We start from the raw sequence: 21,233 nt of genomic DNA, 5'->3' as shown, positions 1-21,233 counted from the left end.
CGCTCGGGCCGGGCCTCCGGCCGGAGCGGTCCGGCGGCCCCGCCGAGTCGATTCCCGGCCCCGGCCTACGATCGCTTGGTGGAGGAAGACATCCGGCGGATCGGGATCATGGGCGGCACCTTCGACCCGATCCACCACGGGCACCTGGTGGCGGCCAGCGAGGTGGCGGACCGGTTCGGCCTGGACGAGGTGATTTTCGTTCCCACCGGCCAGCCCTGGCAGAAGGCGGACGAGCCGGTCAGCTCGGCCGAGGACCGCTACCTCATGACGGTGATCGCCACCGCCTCCAACCCGCGCTTCCAGGTGAGCCGGGTCGACATCGACCGGGGTGGCCCGACCTACACCGTCGACACCCTGCGCGACCTGCACGCCGAGTACGGCCCGAAGGTGCAGCTCTTCTTCATCACCGGGGCGGACGCCCTGGAACGCATCCTGTCCTGGAAGGAAGTGGACCGGATGTTCGAGCTGGCCCACTTCATCGGCGTGACCCGCCCGGGTTTCGAGCTGTCCGACAAGCACCTCCCGGCGGACACGGTCAGCCTGGTGCGGGTCCCGGCGATGGCCATCTCCTCGACCGACTGCCGGGCGCGGGTCTCCCGGGGCGAGCCGGTCTGGTACCTGGTGCCGGACGGTGTGGTGCAGTACATCGCCAAACGGCGCCTCTACCAGCGATTGGATGCGCCCGAAGCGTGAGGGTTTGTCCGCCTAATCGACCAGAACTGACAAGTCGTCGTGCCGCCGGGTGTGAGAGGCTTGGAGGGTCGCACGGTTGATCGAAGGAGAACGGTGACAGTTTCCGAACGCGCGCACGAGCTGGCGATGGCCGCCGCCCAGGCCGCGGCCGACAAGAAGGCACAGGACATCGTCATCATCGACGTGGGCGACCAACTCGCCATCACCGACGCGTTCGTGCTGGCCGCCGCTCCGAACGAGCGCCAGGTCCTCGCCATCGTCGACGCCATCGAGGAGCGCCTGCTGGAGCTGCCGGAGAAGGCCAAGCCGGTCCGCCGCGAGGGCGAGCGGGGCGGCCGGTGGGTGCTGCTCGACTACGTCGACATCGTGGTGCACGTGCAGCACACCGAGGAGCGCGAGTTCTACGCCCTGGACCGGCTCTGGAAGGACTGCCCGCAGATCCCGTTCGTGGACCGGGACCTGGCCGACTCGGCAGCCGGCACCGCCAGCGCGGAATGACCCGCCTGATCATCTGGCGGCACGGCAACACCGACTGGAACGCCACCGGCCGCGTCCAGGGGCAGACCGACGTACCGCTGAACGACCTCGGTCGTGAACAGGCGCGGGCCGCCGCGCCCGCGCTGGCCGCGCTGCGCCCGGATGCCATCGTCGCCAGCGACCTGCGCCGGGCCGCCGACACGGCCGCCGCCCTCGCCGCGCTGACCGGGTTGCCGGTACGCGCCGACGCCCGGCTCCGCGAGCGCCACTTCGGCCAGTGGCAGGGCCTCGACCTCACCGAGGTCGCCGAGCGCTTCCCCGATGAGTACGCGCGCTGGCGCGCCGGCGACCCCGATCCGGGCGCCGGCATCGAGACCCTCGACGACCTGGGCAAGCGCCTCGGCGCCGCGTTCCAGGACGCGGCCGACCTGGCCGTCGGCGGCACGGTCGTGGTGGCCACCCACGGTGGTGGCGCCCGGCAGGGCGTCGGTCATCTGCTCGGCTGGGGCCACGCGGTGCTGCGGGCCGTCGGTTCGTTGGCCAACTGCCACTGGACTGAGCTGCGCCACGACGACGTCCGGGGCTGGCACCTGCGGGCCCACAACGTCGGGCTGATCACGCTGCCGGCGCAGGCCGACGCGGTCTGAGCCCTCCGGCCCGAGCGGGTCGTCGCGGCATCGGCTAGCGTGCCGGACATGCCCGTCGCGGTCGTCACCGACTCCACCGCCTATCTTCCGCCCGAGTCGGTGCGCGCGCACCGGCTCACGGTCGTCCCGCTCACCGTGGTGCTCAACGGCGTGGAAGGGCTGGAAGGGGTCGAGGTCTTCCCCGAGGACGCCGTCCGGGCCCTCGGTGGCCGGCGGGTCGCGACCAGCACCTCCCGGCCCGCACCCGAGCAGTTCGCGCAGGTGTATCGGGCGCTGCTCGCCGGGGGCGCCGACGCGGTGGTCTCGGTACACCTGTCGGCCGAACTCTCCGGCACGGTGGAGGCGGCCCGGCTGGCCGCCGCCGAGGTCGGCGACCGGGTCAGCGTGGTCGACAGCCGCTCCACCGGGATGGGCCTGGGCTTTCCGGTCCTGGCCGCCGCGGCGGCCGCCGCCGACGGCGCGGACCTCCCCGGGGTACGCCAGGCGGCGGTCGACGCCGTCGCCCGGACCACCATCTTCTTCTACGTCGACACCCTGGAGTTCCTTCGTCGGGGCGGCCGGATCAACGCTGCCGAGGCGCTGCTCGGCACCGCCCTGTCGGTGAAGCCGATCCTGCACATGCCCGACGGCGCGATCGTGGTCCGGGACAAGGTCCGTACCGCCGGCCGGGGGCTGGCGCGCCTGGTCGACCTGGCGGTCGAGGCGGCCGGCGACGCCGAGGCGGACCTGGCCGTGCACCACCTCGACGCCCCGCAGCGCGCCGAGCAGTTGGTGACGGCGCTGACCGAGCGGCTCGGCGACCGCCTGCACGACACGTACGTCACCGAGGCCGGCGCGGTGGTGGCGGCGCACGCCGGCCCCGGCCTGGCCTGCGTGGTGATCCACCGCCGTCCAGCGTGAGCGCGGGCCGGCGGGGTGGGTCGGCTGGGTGGGTCGGCTGGGTGGGTCGGCTGGGTGGGTCGGCGATCTGGCGGTATCCGGTGCGGCCGGATCCCGCCGTTTCGCCGATGTGGCTCGGGCAACGCCGGGCAGGGCGGCGCGCGTGGTCATCCGGCGGGAGAATGACGTCGTGTCGTACGTGGTGACCGGTGGGGGGCGGGGCGTCGGGCGGGCCATCGTGGAACGTCTCGCCGTCGGCGGGGACACAGTGGTGGTGATCGAGCGGGACCCGGCGGCGCTGCGCTGGCTGGCCGATCATCCCGCCGCCGGCCGGCTGCGGCCCGTGGTGGGTGACGCCGCCGACGAGCAGGTCGCCGGGCAAGCCGGTGACCTGGCCGAGTCGGCCGCCCCGCTGGCCGGCTGGGTCAACAACGCCGCCGTGTTCCGGGACGCCGCCCTGCACACCGCGCCCCCGGGCGAGGTGTTCGACCTGATCGCCCGTAACCTGCGCCCCGCCGTGGTCGGCGCCGGCGTCGCCGTACGCCGGTTCCTGGCCGCCGGTACCGGCGGCGCGATCGTCAACATCTCCTCCCACCAGGCCGCCCGGGCGGTGCCCGGCGCGCTGCCGTACGCCACGGCGAAGGCCGCCGTCGAGGGGCTCACCCGCTCCCTCGCCGTCGAGTACGCCGGCCGGGGCGTACGGACCAACGCGGTCACGCTCGGCTCGATCCACACCGAGCGGCACGCCGCCTTCCTCGCCGGACGGGAACCGGCCGAGGCGGAGTGGATCACCGCGGAGCTGGCTCGACTGCACCCGTTGGGCCGGATCGGGCGTACCGGGGAGGTGGCCGAGGTGGTGGCGTTCCTGTTGTCGGCGCAGGCCAGCTTCGTCAACGGGGTGACCCTGCCGGTGGACGGCGGCCGGGCGGCCCTCGGCCTCGACCCCGAGGCGAGGTGAGCACGGTGGACCGGCCACCGATCGTGCTCGTCCACGGCACCCGCCTCGCGCGGGGCCGGTGGCGGCCGCAACTGGCCGCGCTCGCCGCCGAGTTCCCGGCGGCCGCGGTCGACCTGCCCGGGCACGGCGGCCGGTGGCCACCAGCGGCACCGCCACCAGCACGGCGACGCTCGGCATGCCCGGTGGCTTCACCAGTACGCCGGCTCTGCCGGTTGCCGGCCGCCGTCAGCTCTCCGCGAGCAAAGGACGCCCGCCGCCCGCGATGGGGGCTGCCCGCTCTCCGGGCAGCGGTTGGGGCGGGCGCGGGCCGACGTATCGCGAGTCCGGTCGGATGATCTTCGGGTCCTCGGCCTGTTCCAGCACGTTCGCGCACCATCCGATGACCCGGCTGGTGGCGAAGGTCGGGGTGAACATCTCCCGAGGCAACCCGCACAGGTGCATCACGACGCCGGCGTAGTACTCCACGTTGGTGTGCAGTTCCCGGCCGGGCTTCAGCTCCGCGAGCAACGACAGGACCCGCTCCTCGACGGCCACGGCGAAGTCCACCAACTCCCCGCCGAGGTCCTGGGCGATCCCCTTGAGCATGCGGGACCGCGGGTCCTCCGTGCGGTAGATCGGGTGCCCGAACCCCATGATCCGCTCGCCGTTCAGAATGCGCGAGCGCAGCCACGAGCCGGCCCGGTCGATCGAACCGATGGCGTCGAGGGTGTCGAGGGCCCGGCTGGGGGCTCCGCCGTGCAGGGGGCCGGAGAGCGCGCCGAGCGCCCCGCCGACGCAGGCGTAGATGTCGGCGCCGGTGGAGGCGATGACGCGGGCGGTGAAGGTTGACGCGTTGAAGCCGTGATCCACGGTCGCGATGAGGTAGCGCTCGATCGCCCGGGCGTGGGGTTGGGACGGCTCCTCGCCGGTGATCATGTAGAGGTAGTTCGCCGCGTGTGACAGGTCGTCGCGCGACTCGATCGGCGCCAGGCCGGCGCGCAGGCGGTACAACGCCGCCAGCAGGCTGGGCGTGAGGGCGCAGAGTGCCATGGCGTGCGCCCGCCGCTGCGCCGGCGACGTGTCGTACAGCGGGCGGGCTCCGGCGGCGAGGCCGGCGACGGCCAGCGCGGCGCGCAGCCCGCCCATCGGGTCCTGCGACCCGGAGGCCGCCGCGATACCGGGCAGCGCGGCGGCCACGGCGGGCGGGATGTGGCGCAGCGGGGCGATCTCCCGCTGGAGCGGTTTGGCATCGTCCGGCAGGGCGCCGTCGATCAGCAGCGCCCAGACGTCCTCCAGGGTGCGGCGCTCGGCCAGTTCGATCGCGGAGTACTGCCGGTAGTGGTAGAAGCCCTCGCGGCCGCGGACGCGGCCGATGGTGGTGTCGGTGACGACGACGCCGGCGAGCCCCCGGGGAGCGGTGATGGTGTGAGCCATGCCGGCAGCGTTCCGCCGCCGGACGGGGGTGGTCAACATTGATCCAGTCAACATGAGAGCATGGCCACATGTCCGAGGAGCAACTGCTGACGACCACCGAGGTGGCGCATCGCCTGCGTATCAAACCGGAGACGATCTACGCCTACGTCAGCCGAGGGTTGCTTGACAGAGTCAAGGTTCCCGGCGAGCGGATCAGTCGCTTCCGGCTGGCCGACGTCGAGCGGCTGGCGGCCCGTACCCAGGCGACCCGGCCGGCACGCGACGCCGCGCCGGCGATGCGGACCGCCACCACGCTGATCGCGTACGGGCGGCTCCACTACCGGGGACTGGACGCTGCCAGGCTCGCGCCGGTGACACCGTTCGAGGAGATCGCGCGGTGGCTCTGGACGGGCGAGCGGCACGCGGAGCCTTTCGCGGCGTCCGCGGAGTCCATCGAGCGGGCGAGGCGGGCGAGCGATCACCTGCCGGCCCAGGCCCGGCTCTTCGACCGACTGCCGGTGGTCGTCGCCGTCGCGGCCGCGATGGACCCGCTGCGCTTCGACCTGGCACCCGCCACCGTCACGGCGCTCGCGCCCGCGCTGCTGTCCACCATGGTCGACGCCCTGCCGCCCGCCGGCGAGGCGGCCCGGGACGACGGCCTGGCGGCCCGCCTGTGGCTGCGGTTGACCGACCTGCCGGCGTCCGCGGCGGGGCTCCGGGCGCTCAACGCCGCACTCGTCCTCCTCGCCGATCATGACCTGGCCGCCTCGACGATCGCCGTACGGGTGGCGGCCTCGACCCGGGCGAATCCCTACGCGGCGGTGCTGGCGGGCCTCGGCGCATTGGATGGGCCGATGCACGGAGCCGTCGGCGCCGGTGTCTACCGGATGATCGAGGCGGCGCAGCGGGAAGGAGTGCCGGCCGTGGTCGCCGAATGGCTCCGGACCGGCGGTCTGCCCGGGTTCGGGCATTCGCTGTACCCGGACGGCGATCCGCGTGGAGCGGCCCTCCTGGATCTCGTCGCGGAGCTGTCGCTCCAGGGCGAGCTGCGGCGGGCGGTCGACGATCTGATCGCCACCGCGGCGCGCCGGGGCGCCCTGCCCAACGTCGACTTCGCCGTCGCCGCGTTGGCGCACGCGACCGGCATGGGCCCGGGCGCCGGGGAGGTGATCTTCGCGATCGCCCGCACGGCGGGCTGGATCGCGCACGTCATCGAGGAGTACGCCCAGCCGGGCAACCGGTTCCGGTGGAACAGCGGCTACACCGGGCCACCTCCCGCGTCGGCGTGAACTCCCGTCCCGGGCTGACCGCGAGGTGCGGCGATTCCGCCCGGTCCCCCTCGCCTCGTAGCACACCATGGGCATGATCAGGCGTTTGTCCACAGGGACGCGCTCCGTACACAGGACGATCCTCCGGACCTGAGCGCCACCACTGGTCGGGCCTAGCCTCGCGCCGTGTCAGACGACGAGGAGAGCGCGGTGCGACGGCGGCTGTCCCGGCTGTTCGAGCCGAGATCGCGCCACGAGCCGGCCCGGCCGACCTTCGATCAGGTCCCGGCAACGCCCCGGCGCGACGCCGGGCCGCGTCCCGTGCCGGGCGAGCCCGACGGGATCGTGCCGCCCGCGTCGCGCTCCGCGCTGGTGGAGTCGGACGCTCCGGTGCCGCTTGCGACCGGGCTCGCCGAGGCCGCCCTCGCTGACGGTACCGAGCAGGAGTCGCCGCGCACCGGCCGACTGTCCCGGCTGCCCGGTCCGGGCGCCTTCGATCCCGGCCGGCGAGGGGTCCGGGCGCTGGCCGTCGTCGCCGCCGTCGTGGTGCTCGTCGCCGGGATCTGGGCCTGGCGGTCCCGGCCGCGGGCCGAGCCGGTCCGGCCGGTCGCGACGGTCGCCGCATCCGACGGGACGCAACCGTCCCCGGCCGCACCGTCCGGAGCGAGCGGTGAGGTGGTGGTCGCGGTCGCCGGCAAGGTACGCCGACCCGGCCTGGTCCGACTGCCGGCCGGCGCCCGGGTCGCCGACGCCGTCGAGGCGGCCGGCGGCGCGCTGCCCGGCGTGGACGTGGCCCTGCTCAACCCGGCCCGAAAGGTCACCGACGGTGAGCTGATCCTCGTCGGCGTGGCCGCCCCGCCCGGCCAGGCCGGACAACCGGGCCAACCCGGGCAGCCCCCGGCCGACCCGGCGGCGGGTGCCGGCGCCCCGGCCGGCCTGGTCAACCTGAACACGGCCACCGTGGCCCAGCTCGACGCGCTGCCCGGCGTCGGCCCGGTGCTCGCCCAGCGGATCCTCGACCACCGCGAGCGTCACGGCGGGTTCCGGTCGGTCTCCGACCTCCGCCAGGTCGAAGGGATCGGCGACACCCGGTACGAGCGGCTCAAGGACCTGGTGACCGTGTGATCCCCGCGACCGAGACCCACCCCCGCGAGGCCCCCGACCTGCGGCTGGCCGGGCTGGCCGTGGCGGCCTGGCTCGCCGCCCTGGCCGGTCTGCACCAGAGCGCGACGGCGATGGCCACGCTCGCCGCCGTCGCCGCCGGCCTGGCCGCCGTGCTCGGCCTCCACCTGGGCGGCCTGCTTGGCCGTCCGGCCGCTCCCGCCCGTCGGTACGGCTGGACAGCGGTCGCCGTGCTGCTCGGGGTGGTCTGCGGGGCGACCGCCACCGCCGCCCGGGTGGCCGTGCGCGACGCCGCCCCGGTGCGGGCTCTCGTCGACGAACGTGCCCAGGTCACCGCCGAGCTGGTGGTCCGGGACGATCCGCGCCCGATCCGGGGTGCCGCCGGCCGGCCGAGCAGCGTGCTCCTCCGCGCCGACCTGGTACGCCTCACCGACTCCACCGGTCAGCGGGTGAACGGGTCGGTGCGCGCCCTGGTGCTGGCGACCGATCCGGCCTGGCGGACGCTGCTGCCGGGGCAGCGGGCGACCGCCCGGGGACGGCTGTCGGCCCCACGGGGCGGGGACCTGACCGCCGCGGTGCTCTCGGTGACGACTCCGCCGACCCGCCACGGCGTGCCGCCGTGGCCGCAGCGGGCCGCCGGCGTCCTGCGGGCCGGGCTGCAACGCGCCTGCGAGCCGCTTCCTGATGAGCAGGGTGGCCTGCTGCCCGGCCTGGTCGTGGGGGACACCAGCCGGCTGCCGCCGACGGTGGAGGAGGACTTCCGCACCACCGGCATGACCCACCTGAACGCGGTGTCCGGCTCCAACGTGGCGATCGTGGTCGGCGCGGTGCTGCTGCTCGCCCGCTGGGCTCGGGCCGGTCCCTGGACGGCCGCCGCCCTCTGCGTGGTCGCCCTGATCGGGTTCGTCATCCTGGTCCGGCCGTCCCCGAGCGTGGTCCGTGCCGCCGCGATGGGGGCGATCGGGCTGGCCGCGCTCGCCGCGGGGCGTCCCCGGGCCGCGCTGCCCGCGCTCGCCGCCGCGGTGACCGTGCTGGTGCTGGTCGACCCCGATCTGGCCGGGGACCCGGGGTTCACGCTCTCCGTGTGTGCCACGGCCGGGCTGCTGCTGTTCGCCCCAGGCTGGCGGGACGCGCTGCGCCGACGGGGCGTACCGCCGGGGTTGGCCGAGGCGCTGGCGGTGCCGGCCGCCGCCCAACTCGCCTGCGGTCCGGTGATCGCCGGTCTCTCGGGGACGGTGAGCCTGGTGGCGGTGCCGGCGAACCTGCTGGTGGCACCGGCGGTCGCGCCCGCCACCGTGCTGGGCGTGATCGCGGCCGTCGCCTCGCCGGTCTGGCCGACGGGTGCGGAGTTCGCCGCCTGGCTGGGCAGTTGGCCGGCCTGGTGGCTGGTGGTCGTCGCCCGGCACGGGGCGCGACTGCCCGCCGGGACGCTGCCCTGGCCGGGCGGGGTGACCGGCGCGCTGCTGCTGACCGCTGTCAGCGTGGCGCTGCTGCTCGCCGCCCGGCGCCGGCTGCTCCGGCGGCTCGTCGCGGTCTGTACGGCGGCGGTGGTGCTCGGTACGCTCCCCGTCCGGTTGCTGGCCGCCGGCTGGCCGCCACCGGGCTGGGTGATCGTGGCCTGCTCGGTGGGGCAGGGTGACGCGGTCGTGCTGCCGGTCGCCGCCGGGCGGGCGGTGGTGGTGGACGCCGGGCCGGAACCGGCCGGGGTCGACGCGTGCCTGCGTCGGCTCGGCGTACGCGAGGTGTCGTTGCTGGTGGTCAGCCACTTCCACGCCGACCACGTGGGCGGGATCGCCGGGGTGTTCCGGGGTCGGCGGGTGGCGGACGTGGTGACCCCGCAGCTGGCCGAGCCGCCCTCCGGCGCGTCCCAGGTACGCGCCGCCGCGCGGGCCGGCGCCGCCGGGCTGCGCGCCGTGCCGGTGGGCTGGGCCTGGCGGGCCGGGGGAGTGGAGCTGACCGTGCTCGGGCCGCCGTATCCGCTGCACGGGAGTCGGTCGGATCCGAACAACAACTCGCTGGTGCTGGCGGCCACTGTGGCCGGGGTGCGGATCCTGCTGCCCGGCGACGCCGAGACGGAGGAGCAGCGGGCGGTACTGGACGCCGTACCGCCCGACGCGGTCCGGGCCGACGTGCTGAAGGTCGCCCACCACGGGTCCGCGTACCAGGATCCGGAGTTCCTGGCCGCGGTCCGGCCAGCCGTCGCTCTGGTGTCCGTGGGTGCCGACAACGACTACGGGCACCCCAATCCGGGCCTGATCGACCGGCTGACCCGGGCCGGCGCGCGGGTGCTGCGGACCGACACGGACGGCGACCTCGCCGCGGTACGCGACGGTTCCGGCCTGGCGGTGGTGACCGGTGGCGTCCGGTCGGGGCGGCAACGGTGAGCGCGACCGGGCGGTGACGGTGAACGCGGCTGGGGTGGCGGCGACCGCGTTCGGGGGCGGCCGGTCGCGGCCGGTGCACCCGGACGGCGGAGGGCGGGCGGCTTGTTGGGGTAGCAGGTGGATCGACTCAAATGTCTGGATTTGCGCTGAGTGCGGGCTGCGCCGCCACAGTCACCGATGAGCAGGCACGATCCGGCCGGAGGCCGTGCGAGTATGGGCGACGTGACCCCCGCCAGCCTGCCCCCTATTCTGCTCGTTCTCGGCGACGAGGAACTGCTCGCCACGCGCGCGGTCACCGAAGCCGTCGCCAGGGCCCGCAGCGTCGACCCGGATGTGGACGTCCGCGACTACCAGGCCGGTTCCCTGGTGGTGGGGGAGATCGCAGAGATGCTCAGCCCGTCGCTGTTCGGCGGGCGTCGGGTGCTCGTGCTCCGATCCGGCCAGGACGCCCGCAAGGACCTGGTCGCCGCGCTGCTGGCGTACGCGAAGAACCCGGACCCCGACGTGCAGCTGGTGGTGCTGCACCTCGGCGGCGCGAAGGGGAAGGCGTTCGCCGACGGGCTGCGCGCGGCGGGCGCGACGGTGGTGCCGGCGGCGAAGCTCAAGGGGCATCGGGAGCGGGTCGCCTTCGTGCGGGACGAGATCCGCCGCAGCGGGGGGAAGTGCACCGAGGACGCGGCCGAGGCGCTGATCGCTGCCGTCGGCACCGACCTGCGGGAGCTGGCCGCCGCCTGCTCGCAGCTCGTCGCCGACACCGACGGGCGGATCGGGGCGGACACGGTGGCCCGCTACTACCGGGGGCGGGTGGAGGTGAGCGGCTTCACCGTCGCCGACGCGACGATGGTCGGCGACGTCCCCGCCGCCCTGGAGGCGCTGCGCTGGGCGCTGCACGTCGGCGTCGACCCGGTGCCGATCGCCGACGCGCTCGCCGACGGCGTGCGTACGGTGGCCCGGGTCGCCTCCGCCGGGCGGGGCAGCCCGTACCAGCTGGCCAGCAGCCTGGGCATGCCGGCGTGGAAGATCGAGCGGGCCCAGCGGCAGGGCCGGGGTTGGACCCCGGAGGGGCTGGTCGAGGCGATGCGGGCGGCCGCCGAGTGCAACGCGGCCGTCAAGGGCGGCGCCGACGACCGGGGGTACGCGCTGGAGCGGGCGGTGTTCTCCGTCGCCGCGGCCCGGCAGGGCGGGGCCCGGTGACCCGACCAGTCCGGTCCTGGGCGACCGTGCGTACGGCCGAGGAGCGGTACCGGCCGCTCTACGCCCGGGCGCTCGGGCTGCGCTTCGTCAACCCGGGCGGGGTGCTCTGCTTCCTCTTCTTCGAGGGGGCGGTGGCGCTCGCCGTGCTGCTCGCCCTCGCCGAACTGGTCAGCTGGTGGGCGGTCGTGGTGTTGCCGGCCGTGGTGGCGGCGATGGTGAAGCTCAACGACCTTGTCGCCGAGGTGGTGATCCGCAGCGCGGCGCAGGTGCCGGAGCAGGAACGGGACCGCTTCCGGCGGCAGATCGAGCCGGTGGTCGGGCGGGCCCGGGTACCGGCGACGGCGCGGGCGCTGCCCGGCGTGGCCCTCGTCGGCGACCCGGCGCTGTGGACGACCCGCCCCGGCGATCCGGTCCGCTCGCCGGAGGGCGAGCGCTGGCCGGACGGGCGCGAGGACCTGTTCCGCTGACGGACGCGCCGGTCGCGCCCCCGGACGCCAGCTCTCGGGCGGGTCGCACGGCGGGAGACCTACCGGTCAGAAGCGATATGCCGGTGAGGCAGCAGAATGTCCCAGGGCATATCGCTCGCGGAGGTGTCGCTCCCGGGACCGGAAGAGGGCTCGGCGCGGACAGTGGCCCGGAACGCCGACAGCCGGAAGCCCGGGGCGGCACCCCGGGGCTTCCGGTCGGGTCTGCTCGTCGTCAGGCCGAGAACGAGGCGACGCGCTGGGCGATCGCCGACTTCCGGTTGGCGGCCTGGTTGGCGTGGATGACGCCCTTGCTGGCGGCCTTGTCCAGCTTGCGGGCGGCCTCGCGCATGAGAACGGTGGCCTTCTCGGTGTCGCCGGCCTCCGCAGCCTCGTGGAACTTCCGGATGGCGGTCTTCAGCGACGACTTGACCGACTTGTTACGCAGCCGGCGCTTCTCGTTCTGCCGGTTGCGCTTGATCTGGGACTTGATGTTCGCCACGCGACAGCCTCGTCTTGATAGCTCGGGTTGGTCTGCTTTCGCGCACGACGAGCATGCGTCATCGCCGCGCGAAAAGTCAGGTTACCAGGTCGGCCGGGACGAGCCAAAACGGCTCAGCCCCAGCCCCGTCTGGCGGCCAGCCAACCGAGCGACTGTTCGCCGCTCCACCGCTGGTGCGCCCGCAGGTGCGGGGAGGCGGTCGACGGCCCGGCGGCGGCGCTGGTCAGGAAGTACCCGGCCAGCGCGGCGAGGGTGACGTCCAGCGCGTCGGCCGGAGCGCCGGCCGATGCCGGGTGGCTGGCGAAGGCCGCGTCCGCGTCCAGGCCGCCGGCGTACGCGGTGATCAGCAGGCCGGCCAGGTCGAACCAGGCCGGCCCGTGGCAGAGCCAGTTCCAGTCGCAGATCCACGCCCGCCCCGCCGGGTCGAGCAGGATGTTGTCCACCCGCAGGTCGCCGTGGGCCAGCCCGCCGTGCAGGGCGTACCCGGGCAGCCGGGACTCCAGCGCGACCAGCTCGGCCAGCGGGGCCCAGGCGGGCAGGTCCGGCGTCGGCTCACGGCCGGCGGCCACCTCGCCCCACCAGAGAATGTCGTCGCGGGCCAGGTCGGCGAGGCGGGGCAGCCCGAGCGCCACCAGCTCCGCCGGCGGGTCGGCCAGCGCGGCGGCCACCTCGGCGTACGTGGCGAGGGCGGCGTCCAGCTCGGCCGGCGCCCAGGGCAGCCGGGGCGTACGCCCGTCCACGGCGTCCAGGGCGAGCGCGTACCAGCCGGCCTCGGTCAGCGCCCAGCGCGGCCGGGGGACGGGCAGGCCGGCGGGGAGCCGGGCCAGGATCGCGGCCTCCTGGGCGTACCAGTCGACAAGCTGCCGCTGCTCGGTCAGCGCCGCCGCCTTCACGAAGACCCGGTCGCCGGCGGGGCCGGTCAGCAGCGCGGCGAAGCCCCGGGTGAAGCCGGCACCGGCGGTCCGGACCGCCACCGGGTGGCCGCCGATCCGGGCCGCGAGCGCGTCCCGCAGCCCGGCCGGCAGCTCCGCCCAGGCCGGGCGGACGGCCGTGGCCCCGTACGGCACCGGGGGCAGGGAGATCTCGGGCACGCCATCATGCTGCCCGATGCCCGGCCGGACTGTCGTACCCCGCTGGCAGCATCCGGGCGTGACTGGACCGCCGCGCGGTGAGCACCGGGAGTGGGAGACTGCCACGCCATGAGGACCGACGACTTCTGGCAGCTGATCGACCGCGCCCGAGCCGGCGCCGGGAGCGAGCCCGAGGCGGTCGCCGCCCGCGCGGTCGCTCTGCTCGCCGAGCGGGACCCGGCGGAGATCGTCGGGTACGCCCACCACCAGCGGCGGGTGCTCGCCGCCTCCTACCGGGTCGACCTGTGGGGCGCGGCGTATCTGATCAACGGGGGCGCCTCCGACGACGGCTTCGAGTACTTCCGGGGCTGGCTGATGACCCAGGGCCGGGCGGTCTTCGCGAAGGCGGTCGCCGACCCGGATTCCCTCGCCGAGCTGCCGCGGGTCCGGGCCGCCGCGCTCAGCGGCGAGGAGTTCGAGTGCGAGGACATGCTGGCGGTGCCCTGGGAGGCCCACCGGAAGGCGACCGCGACCGACCTGCCGGCGGAGCGGGACCCGGTGCCGGTGCCCGATCTCAACGACTTCTGGGACTTCGACGACGAGGAGGCGGCGCGGCGGCGGCTGCCCCGGCTCGCCGCCCTCTTCGTCGAGCCGCCGCAGGAGTGACGGGGGAGGACCGGCTTCCCGGGCGGCGTGGGAGCATAGAGGGGGCCGGCATCGCGTCGGCCCGCTCACGTCAGCCGACCAGAACGGACCGCTGTGCCACCGACGCTCGATCCCGGCGCGAACGCTCCTGGTGCCACCGACCCGGCGCGCATCAGGAACTTCTGCATCATCGCCCACATCGACCACGGGAAGTCGACCCTGGCCGACCGGATGTTGCAGCTCACCGGCGTGGTCGATCCCCGGCAGATGCGTGCCCAGTATCTCGACCGGATGGACATCGAGCGCGAGCGCGGCATCACCATCAAGAGCCAGGCCGTCCGCATGCCGTGGACCGTCCGGGAGGGCGGCCGGGCCGGCGAGACCGCCGTGCTCAACATGATCGACACCCCGGGCCACGTCGACTTCACGTACGAGGTGTCCCGGTCCCTCGCCGCCTGCGAGGGCGCGATCCTGCTGGTCGACGCCGCGCAGGGCATCGAGGCGCAGACCCTGGCCAACCTCTACCTGGCGCTTGAGAACGATCTGCACGTCATTCCGGTGCTCAACAAGATCGACCTGCCGGCCGCCCAGCCCGAGAAGTACGCCGAGGAACTGGCCCACCTGATCGGCGGCGACCCGGCGGACTGCATCAAGGTCTCCGGCAAGACCGGCGAGGGCGTGTCGCATCTGCTGGACGAGATCGTCCGGCAGTTCGTGCCGCCGGTCGGCGAGGCCGCCGCCCCGGCCCGCGCGATGATCTTCGACTCGGTGTACGACGTCTACCGGGGCGTGGTCACCTACGTCCGGGTGATCGACGGCAAGATCGAGGCCCGGGACCGGATCAAGATGATGTCCACCGGCGCCGTGCACGAGCTGCTGGAGATCGGCGTCATCTCGCCCGAGATGGTGAAGGCCGACGCGCTCGGCGTCGGCGAGGTGGGTTACCTGATCACCGGCGTGAAGGACGTACGCCAGTCCCGGGTCGGTGACACGGTCACCATCAACTCCCGGCCGGCCACCGAGGCGCTCGGCGGCTACAAGGACCCGAAGCCGATGGTCTACTCCGGCCTCTACCCGATCGACGGGTCCGACTACCCGAACCTGCGCGAGGCGCTGGACAAGCTCAAGCTCAACGACGCCGCGCTGACGTACGAACCGGAGACCTCGGGGGCGCTCGGCTTCGGCTTCCGCTGCGGCTTCCTCGGCCTGCTGCACCTGGAGATCATCCGGGAGCGGCTGGAGCGGGAGTTCAACCTCGACCTCATCTCCACCGCGCCGAACGTGGTCTACCGGGCCATCCAGGAGGACGGCGAGGAGGTGGTGGTCACCAACCCGAGCGAGTACCCGACCGGCAAGATCGCCGAGGTGTACGAGCCGACGGTGCGGGCCACCGTGCTCACCCCGAACGACTACGTCGGCGCGGTGATGGAGCTGTGCCAGGGCCGCCGGGGCAGCCTGCTGGGCATGGACTACCTCTCCGCCGACCGGGTGGAACTGCGCTACACCCTTCCCCTCGCGGAGATCATCTTCGACTTCTTCGACCAGCTGAAGAGCCGTACCAAGGGCTACGCCTCGCTCGACTACGAGCCCTCCGGCGAGCAGTCGTCCGACCTGGTCAAGGTGGACATCCTGCTGCACGGCGAGCCGGTGGACGCGTTCAGCGCCATCGTGCACAAGGACAAGGCGTACAACTACGGCACGACGATCGCGGCGAAGCTGCGCACCCTGATCCCGCGCCAGCAGTTCGAGGTGCCGATCCAGGCCGCCATCGGCAGCCGGGTGATCGCCCGGGAGACGATCCGCGCGATCCGCAAGGACGTGCTCGCCAAGTGCTACGGCGGTGACATCAGCCGTAAGCGCAAGCTGCTGGAGAAGCAGAAGGAAGGCAAGAAGCGGATGAAGATGGTGGGCCGGGTGGAGGTGCCCCAGGAGGCCTTCATCGCCGCCCTCTCCTCCGACACCGGGGACGGCAAGCCCGCCGGCAAGAAGTAGCCCCTCCGGTACGCCGACGCACGGCCGACGCCCCGCCACAGTGACCCGTAACCGGGTCACTGTGAGCGGGGCGTCGGCCGTTTCCGCGTACCCTCCACGCCCGTTCGCACATCGATCGCCGGTAACAGCCACGGGGTGAATCGGTTTGGTTTTTCCGCGGCTCGGGAACTTACCGGTCACGACAGGAACCACACGGAACGTGTGAAAACTTCTTGGAAGGAGACGACCATGACCGTCACGGGCATCATCACCGCGTTGATCGTTGGTCTGATCGTCGGCGCTCTGGGTCGCCTGGTCGTTCCGGGCCGCCAGAGCATGCCGATCTGGCTGCACATGCTGATCGGCGTGGGCGCCGCGCTGCTCGGCACCGTGCTCGCCCGGGCGCTGGGCATCGCGACCGAGACCGCCGGTGTCGACTGGATGGAGTTGCTGGTGCAGGTCGTGCTGGCGGCCATCGCCGTGGCCCTGGTGTCCGGTGTGGGTCGTCGACGCGGCGTCTCACGTTACTGACGTACACCCCCGGAAGCGCCGGAAGCGGGGCGCCCGACCGTGCGGTCGGGCGCCCCGCTCGGTGTCCGGCGGCTCGAATCTGCCTGGCCGACACCCCTGCCATATCGATGGCTGGCTGCGATACCGTCGCCACGCCCGGTCGGCACGGCTACCCCCTGTTGTAAAGGAAATTTTCCTACTAAGGTGCGGCGGAGAAGGTTAGTGCCAAACCATCGCGAGGGGGATATGGCGTGAACAGGTGGAAGCGGCTGGCTCCGGTCACCGCCATCGTGGCCTCGGCCGCGATGGTCCTGGCCGGCTGCGGTGGCTCCGGGGACGACGACAAGGCCGCGGACAACAGCAAGCTGACGGTCTGGATGATGGGCGAGGGCGGCGAGGCCCAGACCAAGTTTCTCGACGGCGTCGAGGCCGAGTTCAAGAAGAAGCACCCCGAGACCGACGTGGTGGTGCAGTACATTCCCTGGCTCGAGGCGCCGAAGAAGTTCCAGGCCGCGCTCGCCGGTGGTGAGGGGCCGGACGTCACCGAGCTGGGCAACACCGAGACCCAGGGCTGGGCGGCGCAGGAGGCTCTCGCCGACGTCACCGACCGGTTCGGCAACTGGGCCGAGGGCAAGGACATCCTCCCCGACCTGGTGCGCAACGCCCAGCTCGACGGCAAGCAGTACGGCGTTCCGTGGTACGCCGGCGTCCGCGCCGTCTACTACCGCACCGACTGGTTCGCCGAGGCCGGCGTGCAGCCGCCGACGAACTGGGAGGAGCTGGTGGCCGCGGCCAAGACCGTCCAGGCCAAGAAGCCCGGCACCTACGGCATCGCCCTGCCCGGCAACTCCGAGCTGCCGTTCTACTCCTTCCTCTGGGCCGCCGGCGCCGAGATCGCCACCAAGCAGGGCGACAGCTGGAAGTCCGGCTACAACACGCCGGAGGCGCAGCGGGCGGTCAAGTTCTGGACCGATCTGGTGACCGTGCACAAGGTCGCCCCGCCCGCCGCCGCCGGTTGGAACGAGGTCGACGCCCGTACCCAGTTCGCCACCGGCCGGGCCGCCATGGCCTTCGCCGGCAGCTGGCAGGGCGGCGCGATGAAGAAGGACAACCCCGACATCGAGAAGGTGTGGGGCACCTTCCCCATCCCGGGCCCGGACGGCAAGCCGGCCCCGGCCTTCGCCGGCGGCTCCGACATCGCCCTGTGGAAGGACAGCAAGCGGCAGGACCTGGCCTGGGACTACCTGACCGTGCTGCTGAGCAAGCAGAAGGACCAGGAGTTCGCCAGCAGCCTCGGCTTCTTCCCGGTCTACCAGGACCTGGTCGGCGGCGGCACCTACGCCAACGACAAGGTGATGGCCGCGTTCGCCACCGCCATGCAGAACACCAAGCTGACCCCGCTCACCCCGAAGTGGGTGGAGGTCAGCCGGACCAAGACGGTGACCCAGGCGATGAACAGCTCGGTCATCAAGGGCCAGAAGACCGTGGAGAAGGCCACCGCCGACGCGGCCACCGAGATGGAAGGCATTTTGAACAGCAAGTGAGCCTACTGACCGAGAGCACCGGCACGGCCGCCGCGCGGGAGAACCCCGCGCGGCGGCGTCGCCGCCGGGTGGACCGCCTCCCGTACCTGTTGCTCCTGCCCTGTCTGGCGATCATCGCGGTGCTGCTGCTCTGGCCGCTCGGCCAGGTCGTGATGATGTCCTTCTACAAGCTGGACAACGTCCGGCAGCTACGGGGGGACCGCGAGTGGCCGTGGGTGGGCCTGGCCAACTACGCGCAGATCCTCGGCGACCCGTTCTTCCGTACGGTGCTGCGCAACACCGTGCTCTTCGCCATGGCGAACGTCGCGCTCACGATGGTCCTCGGCACCCTGGTCGGGCTGCTGCTCAACCGGCTCGGCAAGCGGATGGCCACCTTCGTCGCGAGCTGCGTGATGCTGGCCTGGGCCACCCCGGCGCTGACCGGCACCATCGTCTGGAAGTGGATCTTCGACGACACCAGCGGTCTGGTCACCTGGCTGTTCAACAAGCTTCCGGACGGGCTCTCCACCGCGCTCTTCGGGCGCAGCGACTGGACCGGGTACGGCTGGTTCAACGACCCCCTGCTCTTCTTCGCGATCCTGACCCTGGTGGTGGTCTGGCACTCGTTCCCGTTCATCGCGGTGAGCGTGCTGGCCGGGCTGAAGAGCGTGCCGAGCGAGCTTCAGGAGGCGGCCCGGGTGGACGGGGCCGGGCCGTGGCGGGTCTTCTGGTCGATCACCTTCCCGACCCTGCGCCCGGTCTTCGGCATCCTCGTCGTGCTCTCCACGATCTGGGACTTCAAGGTCTTCACCCAGCAGTTCGTGCTGGCCGGCGGCACCCAGGACCGGTCGACGTTCATGCTCTCGATCTACTCGTACGCGGAGGCGTTCTCGCCGCCGCCCAAGTACGGTCTCGGGTCGTCGATCGCCGTCATCCTCACCCTGATCCTGCTCGCGGTGACCGCCCTGTACGTCCGCATGGTGCTCCGACAGGAGGACGAGGCGTGAAGAAGATCGCTCTCAACGGGGCCGGCCTGCTGGTCGCGCTCTTCGCGGCGTTCCCGGTCTACTGGATGGTCGCCACCTCGCTCAAGCCCAACCGGGAGATCTTCTCGGCCACGCCCCGCCCGGTGCCGGCCGAGCCCACCCTGGCGCACTACCGGGAGATCCTCACCGGGAACCTGATCCCGGGCGTGACGTTCACCGACTTCTTCCTCAACAGCGCGCTGGTCGCGGTGGCGACGGTGCTGCTCAGCGGGCTGGTCGCGCTGCTCGCGGCGACCGCCGTGGCCCGGTTCCGGTTCCGGCTGCGCACCACGTTCCTGATCCTGCTGCTGGTGGTGCAGATGATCCCGCTGGAGGCGCTGGTCATCCCGCTCTTCCTGATGATCCAGCGGCTCGGGCTCTACAACACCCTGCCCAGCCTGATCCTCACCTACCTGGGCTTCTCGCTGCCGTTCGCGGTCTGGATGCTGCGCGGCTTCGTGGCCGCGGTGCCGAAGGAACTGGAGGAGGCGGCGGCGATCGACGGCGCCAGCCGGGCCCAGACCTTCCGCCGGATCCTCTTCCCGCTGGTCGCCCCGGGCCTCGTCGCCACCAGCATCTTCTCCTTCATCACCGCCTGGAACGAGCTGATCTTCGCGTTGACCTTCATCAACGACCAGCACAAGTACACCCTGCCGGTGGCGATGACGTTCTTCTTCGGGCGGGACGACACCGCCTGGGGTTCGGTGATGGCCGCCTCGACGCTGTTCACCCTGCCGGTGATCGTCTTCTTCCTCCTGGTCCAGCGCCGAATGGTCTCCGGCCTGGTAGCCGGCGCGGTCAAGGGCTGACCACGGGGTGCCCGTTCGCCCCGGCCACGGTTAGGCTCGCCGTCATGACGGGCAGGCTGGCGGCGGTGAACATCGGCGTGGTGACCGAGGCGGAGTGGGCGGGCGACGCGAGCGGCCGCAGCGGGATCGACAAGCGGCCGGCCACCGGCCCGGTGTCGATCCGGTTCGCCGGGGTGGCCGGCGACTTCATCGGCGAGCGGGCCCACCACGGCGGCCCCGACCAGGCCGTGTACGCGTACGCCGAGGAGGACGCCGGCTGGTGGGCCACCGAGCTGGACCGGGCCATCCGGCCGGGCGTCTTCGGCGAGAACCTCACCACGTACGCGGTGGATGTCACCGGTGCGGTCGTCGGCGAGCGGTGGGCGGTGGGCAGCGCCCTGCTGGAGGTGACCAAGCCGCGTACCCCGTGCACCACCTTTACCGGCTTCTGGGGCGTACCCGACCTGGTCAAGCGGTTCACCGTCCGGGCCGCGCCCGGCGCGTACCTGCGGGTGCTGCGTGAGGGCGAGGTCGGTGCCGGCGACCCGGTCGAGGTGGTGGACCGCCCGGCGCACGGGGTGACGGTCGGCGAGGTGTTCCGGGCGACCACGCTGGAGCCCGACCTGCTGCCCCGGCTGCTCGACGTGCCGGAGCTGCCCGAGCCGTTGCGGGAGAAGGTCCGCCGCCGGCTCGGCGCCGCCGGTCGCTGACCGGGCGTCGGCCGCCGACGTAGGCGTGTCCGGCCGCCGGCCCGGCCGGCGCGTCACGTCGCGGCGAAAACCTCCGCCAGCACCTGCGTCGGGGCCGCCCGGCCGCCCTTCACCTTCGCCCAGGTGCCGTGCTCGGCCGTCCACTCCAGGTCACCGAAGCGGACCAGCTTCACGCCGTGGTCGTCGGCGTGCGAGACCAGCCAGTGCGCGTACCGCCAGCCGTTGCGGCTGTCCGTCGCGGGCACGGTGAGGTCGGTGAGGTCGGTCGGCGCGGCGAGGTCCGGCAGACCCCAGTCCAGGGCCAGGCTCTCCACCAGGGCCGTCGCCGCGGCCGGCCCGCGCATCGTCGGCGTCAGCCCGACCGTGCAGGCCACCGCGCCGGTCACGTGGCCGAGCAGCGCGCGGGTGAGGACCTCCGAGTCGTCGGCCCACTTCTGGTACGCCTCGGGGTAGGCCGACCGCTGCACCCGCTGGGCCGCCTCGGTGACCCGCATCTTCTCCCAGCCCTTGACCTTCTTCAGCGCGGCGTAGAACTTGTTCGCCGCGTAGCGCGGGTCCTGGACCTGCTCGGGGGTGCCCCAGCCCTGGCTCGGGCGCTGCTGGAACAGGCCCAGCGAGTCCCGGTCGCCGTGCGCGATGTTGCGCAGGTGCGACTCCTGGTACGCGGTCGCCAGCGCCACCACCACGGCCCGTTCGGGCATCTGCCGCTGCACCCCGATCGCCGCGATGGTGGCCGCGTTGGCCATCTGTTCGGCGCTGAGCACGACCCGCCCGTCGGCCTGCACCGTGCAGGTGCGGCTGGCCATCGGGAGCCCGAGGTGCCGCCCGAACTGCTTCGTGACGAACCAGACGCCGAGCAGGGCGACGACCGCCACCACCACACCGGCCGCCACGACCGCAACCCGAGTTCGCACCCGCACCCCCTGTCCCGACAGTCCGACCAGCGTACGTCCCCCGGCGCGGCGTACGGGTCGTCCGACCGGTTGCCTCCCGTTCCGTCACCGGCCCGCC

At 73.2% G+C, this 21,233-nt stretch carries 21 protein-coding genes; 17 read left to right on the top strand and 4 right to left on the bottom strand.

Features of this window, described 5'->3' with window-relative positions; all coding sequences use genetic code 11:
* Window positions 1-78: 78 nt before the first annotated feature.
* The 5 genes from nadD (at window position 79) to GA0070621_RS17390 (ending at window position 3,654) form a co-directional block, all read left to right on the top strand.
* The gene (gene nadD, locus GA0070621_RS17410) at window positions 79-693 is read left to right on the top strand and encodes a nicotinate-nucleotide adenylyltransferase (protein WP_091202560.1); all 615 of its coding nucleotides are present in this window, start codon (window positions 79-81) and stop codon (window positions 691-693) included.
* A 93-nt stretch (window positions 694-786) separates the two neighbouring features.
* Complete coding sequence (gene rsfS / locus GA0070621_RS17405; RefSeq protein WP_091197022.1) at window positions 787-1,191, top strand: ribosome silencing factor; 405 nt, start codon at window positions 787-789, stop codon at window positions 1,189-1,191.
* A complete protein-coding gene (locus tag GA0070621_RS17400) occupies window positions 1,188-1,817 on the top strand; it encodes a histidine phosphatase family protein (protein WP_091197019.1) in 630 nt (209 codons plus the stop codon). Before rsfS ends, GA0070621_RS17400 begins: the two co-directional genes overlap by 4 nt.
* Before the next feature lie 48 nt (window positions 1,818-1,865).
* The gene (locus GA0070621_RS17395; RefSeq protein ID WP_091202559.1) at window positions 1,866-2,717 is read left to right on the top strand and encodes a DegV family protein; all 852 of its coding nucleotides are present in this window, start codon (window positions 1,866-1,868) and stop codon (window positions 2,715-2,717) included.
* 169 nt (window positions 2,718-2,886) lie between these two features.
* Window positions 2,887-3,654, top strand: a complete 768-nt coding sequence (locus GA0070621_RS17390) for an SDR family NAD(P)-dependent oxidoreductase (RefSeq protein WP_091202557.1) — start codon at window positions 2,887-2,889, stop codon at window positions 3,652-3,654.
* A gap of 225 nt (window positions 3,655-3,879) precedes the next feature.
* Here the strand turns inward: GA0070621_RS17390 and GA0070621_RS17385 are convergent, their stop codons facing one another.
* Entirely contained in the window at window positions 3,880-5,067 is a 1,188-nt protein-coding gene (locus tag GA0070621_RS17385) for a citrate/2-methylcitrate synthase (RefSeq protein ID WP_091197016.1), read from the bottom strand.
* 68 nt (window positions 5,068-5,135) lie between these two features.
* On the opposite strand from GA0070621_RS17385, the gene GA0070621_RS17380 reads away from it, so the two are divergent.
* The 5 genes from GA0070621_RS17380 (at window position 5,136) to GA0070621_RS17360 (ending at window position 11,481) form a co-directional block, all read left to right on the top strand.
* Window positions 5,136-6,335 (top strand): citrate synthase, encoded by a 1,200-nt coding sequence (locus GA0070621_RS17380; protein ID WP_091197014.1) that lies wholly within the window; start codon window positions 5,136-5,138, stop codon window positions 6,333-6,335.
* Window positions 6,336-6,500: 165 nt separating this feature from the next.
* Complete coding sequence (locus tag GA0070621_RS17375; RefSeq protein WP_091197011.1) at window positions 6,501-7,439, top strand: ComEA family DNA-binding protein; 939 nt, start codon at window positions 6,501-6,503, stop codon at window positions 7,437-7,439.
* Entirely contained in the window at window positions 7,436-9,820 is a 2,385-nt protein-coding gene (locus GA0070621_RS17370) for a ComEC/Rec2 family competence protein (RefSeq protein WP_167667011.1), read from the top strand. Before GA0070621_RS17375 ends, GA0070621_RS17370 begins: the two co-directional genes overlap by 4 nt.
* A gap of 213 nt (window positions 9,821-10,033) precedes the next feature.
* Complete coding sequence (holA, locus tag GA0070621_RS17365) at window positions 10,034-11,014, top strand: DNA polymerase III subunit delta (RefSeq protein WP_091197009.1); 981 nt, start codon at window positions 10,034-10,036, stop codon at window positions 11,012-11,014.
* Window positions 11,011-11,481: a hypothetical protein gene (locus GA0070621_RS17360; protein WP_167667010.1), complete on the top strand. Its 471-nt coding sequence runs from the start codon at window positions 11,011-11,013 to the stop codon at window positions 11,479-11,481. Before holA ends, GA0070621_RS17360 begins: the two co-directional genes overlap by 4 nt.
* A 232-nt stretch (window positions 11,482-11,713) precedes the next feature.
* On the opposite strand, the gene rpsT is transcribed toward GA0070621_RS17360, so the two are convergent.
* A complete protein-coding gene (rpsT, locus tag GA0070621_RS17355; RefSeq protein ID WP_091197006.1) occupies window positions 11,714-11,980 on the bottom strand; it encodes a 30S ribosomal protein S20 in 267 nt (88 codons plus the stop codon).
* A gap of 113 nt (window positions 11,981-12,093) precedes the next feature.
* Entirely contained in the window at window positions 12,094-13,089 is a 996-nt protein-coding gene (locus GA0070621_RS17350; protein ID WP_407940350.1) for a phosphotransferase family protein, read from the bottom strand.
* A 90-nt stretch (window positions 13,090-13,179) separates the two neighbouring features.
* On the opposite strand from GA0070621_RS17350, the gene GA0070621_RS17345 reads away from it, so the two are divergent.
* The 7 genes from GA0070621_RS17345 (at window position 13,180) to GA0070621_RS17315 (ending at window position 20,222) form a co-directional block, all read left to right on the top strand.
* Window positions 13,180-13,716 (top strand): DUF4240 domain-containing protein, encoded by a 537-nt coding sequence (locus tag GA0070621_RS17345; protein ID WP_091197003.1) that lies wholly within the window; start codon window positions 13,180-13,182, stop codon window positions 13,714-13,716.
* Between the two features lie 93 nt (window positions 13,717-13,809).
* Window positions 13,810-15,687: a translation elongation factor 4 gene (lepA, locus tag GA0070621_RS17340; protein ID WP_091197002.1), complete on the top strand. Its 1,878-nt coding sequence runs from the start codon at window positions 13,810-13,812 to the stop codon at window positions 15,685-15,687.
* Between the two features lie 228 nt (window positions 15,688-15,915).
* Complete coding sequence (locus GA0070621_RS17335; protein WP_091196999.1) at window positions 15,916-16,197, top strand: GlsB/YeaQ/YmgE family stress response membrane protein; 282 nt, start codon at window positions 15,916-15,918, stop codon at window positions 16,195-16,197.
* A 230-nt stretch (window positions 16,198-16,427) separates the two neighbouring features.
* Window positions 16,428-17,720 carry a sugar ABC transporter substrate-binding protein gene (locus GA0070621_RS17330; protein ID WP_091196996.1) on the top strand — a complete coding sequence of 431 codons (1,293 nt, stop codon included), beginning with the start codon at window positions 16,428-16,430 and terminating at the stop codon, window positions 17,718-17,720.
* Window positions 17,717-18,706, top strand: coding sequence for a carbohydrate ABC transporter permease (locus tag GA0070621_RS17325; protein WP_091196993.1), 990 nt, complete (start codon window positions 17,717-17,719; stop codon window positions 18,704-18,706). The genes GA0070621_RS17330 and GA0070621_RS17325 overlap by 4 nt, the downstream gene beginning before the upstream one ends.
* Window positions 18,703-19,533 carry a carbohydrate ABC transporter permease gene (locus tag GA0070621_RS17320; protein ID WP_091196991.1) on the top strand — a complete coding sequence of 277 codons (831 nt, stop codon included), beginning with the start codon at window positions 18,703-18,705 and terminating at the stop codon, window positions 19,531-19,533. Before GA0070621_RS17325 ends, GA0070621_RS17320 begins: the two co-directional genes overlap by 4 nt.
* Before the next feature lie 44 nt (window positions 19,534-19,577).
* Window positions 19,578-20,222, top strand: a complete 645-nt coding sequence (locus GA0070621_RS17315; RefSeq protein ID WP_091196988.1) for an MOSC domain-containing protein — start codon at window positions 19,578-19,580, stop codon at window positions 20,220-20,222.
* Window positions 20,223-20,275: 53 nt separating this feature from the next.
* On the opposite strand, the gene GA0070621_RS17310 is transcribed toward GA0070621_RS17315, so the two are convergent.
* Window positions 20,276-21,142, bottom strand: a complete 867-nt coding sequence (locus GA0070621_RS17310) for a hypothetical protein (protein ID WP_197673909.1) — start codon at window positions 21,140-21,142, stop codon at window positions 20,276-20,278.
* Between the last annotated feature and the right edge of the window lie 91 nt (window positions 21,143-21,233).

Origin of the sequence: Micromonospora narathiwatensis (assembly GCF_900089605.1) — a bacterium.
GTDB classification, from domain to species: Bacteria; Actinomycetota; Actinomycetes; order Mycobacteriales; family Micromonosporaceae; genus Micromonospora; species Micromonospora narathiwatensis.
Note: the sequence above shows the minus strand (reverse complement) of the source record. Positions and strands in the feature narration are given on the sequence as shown.

Excerpts from the sequence above, each read along its gene's own strand:
- GA0070621_RS17400 (WP_091197019.1), top strand. The coding sequence starts at position 1,188 with ATGACCCGCCTGATCATCTGGCGGCACGGCAACACCGACTGGAACGCC.
- GA0070621_RS17395 (WP_091202559.1), top strand. The coding sequence starts at position 1,866 with ATGCCCGTCGCGGTCGTCACCGACTCCACCGCCTATCTTCCGCCCGAG.
- GA0070621_RS17385 (WP_091197016.1), bottom strand. The coding sequence starts at position 5,067 with ATGGCTCACACCATCACCGCTCCCCGGGGGCTCGCCGGCGTCGTCGTC.
- GA0070621_RS17380 (WP_091197014.1), top strand. The coding sequence starts at position 5,136 with ATGTCCGAGGAGCAACTGCTGACGACCACCGAGGTGGCGCATCGCCTG.
- holA (WP_091197009.1), top strand. The coding sequence starts at position 10,034 with ATGGGCGACGTGACCCCCGCCAGCCTGCCCCCTATTCTGCTCGTTCTC.
- GA0070621_RS17345 (WP_091197003.1), top strand. The coding sequence starts at position 13,180 with ATGAGGACCGACGACTTCTGGCAGCTGATCGACCGCGCCCGAGCCGGC.
- GA0070621_RS17335 (WP_091196999.1), top strand. The coding sequence starts at position 15,916 with ATGACCGTCACGGGCATCATCACCGCGTTGATCGTTGGTCTGATCGTC.
- GA0070621_RS17315 (WP_091196988.1), top strand. The coding sequence starts at position 19,578 with ATGACGGGCAGGCTGGCGGCGGTGAACATCGGCGTGGTGACCGAGGCG.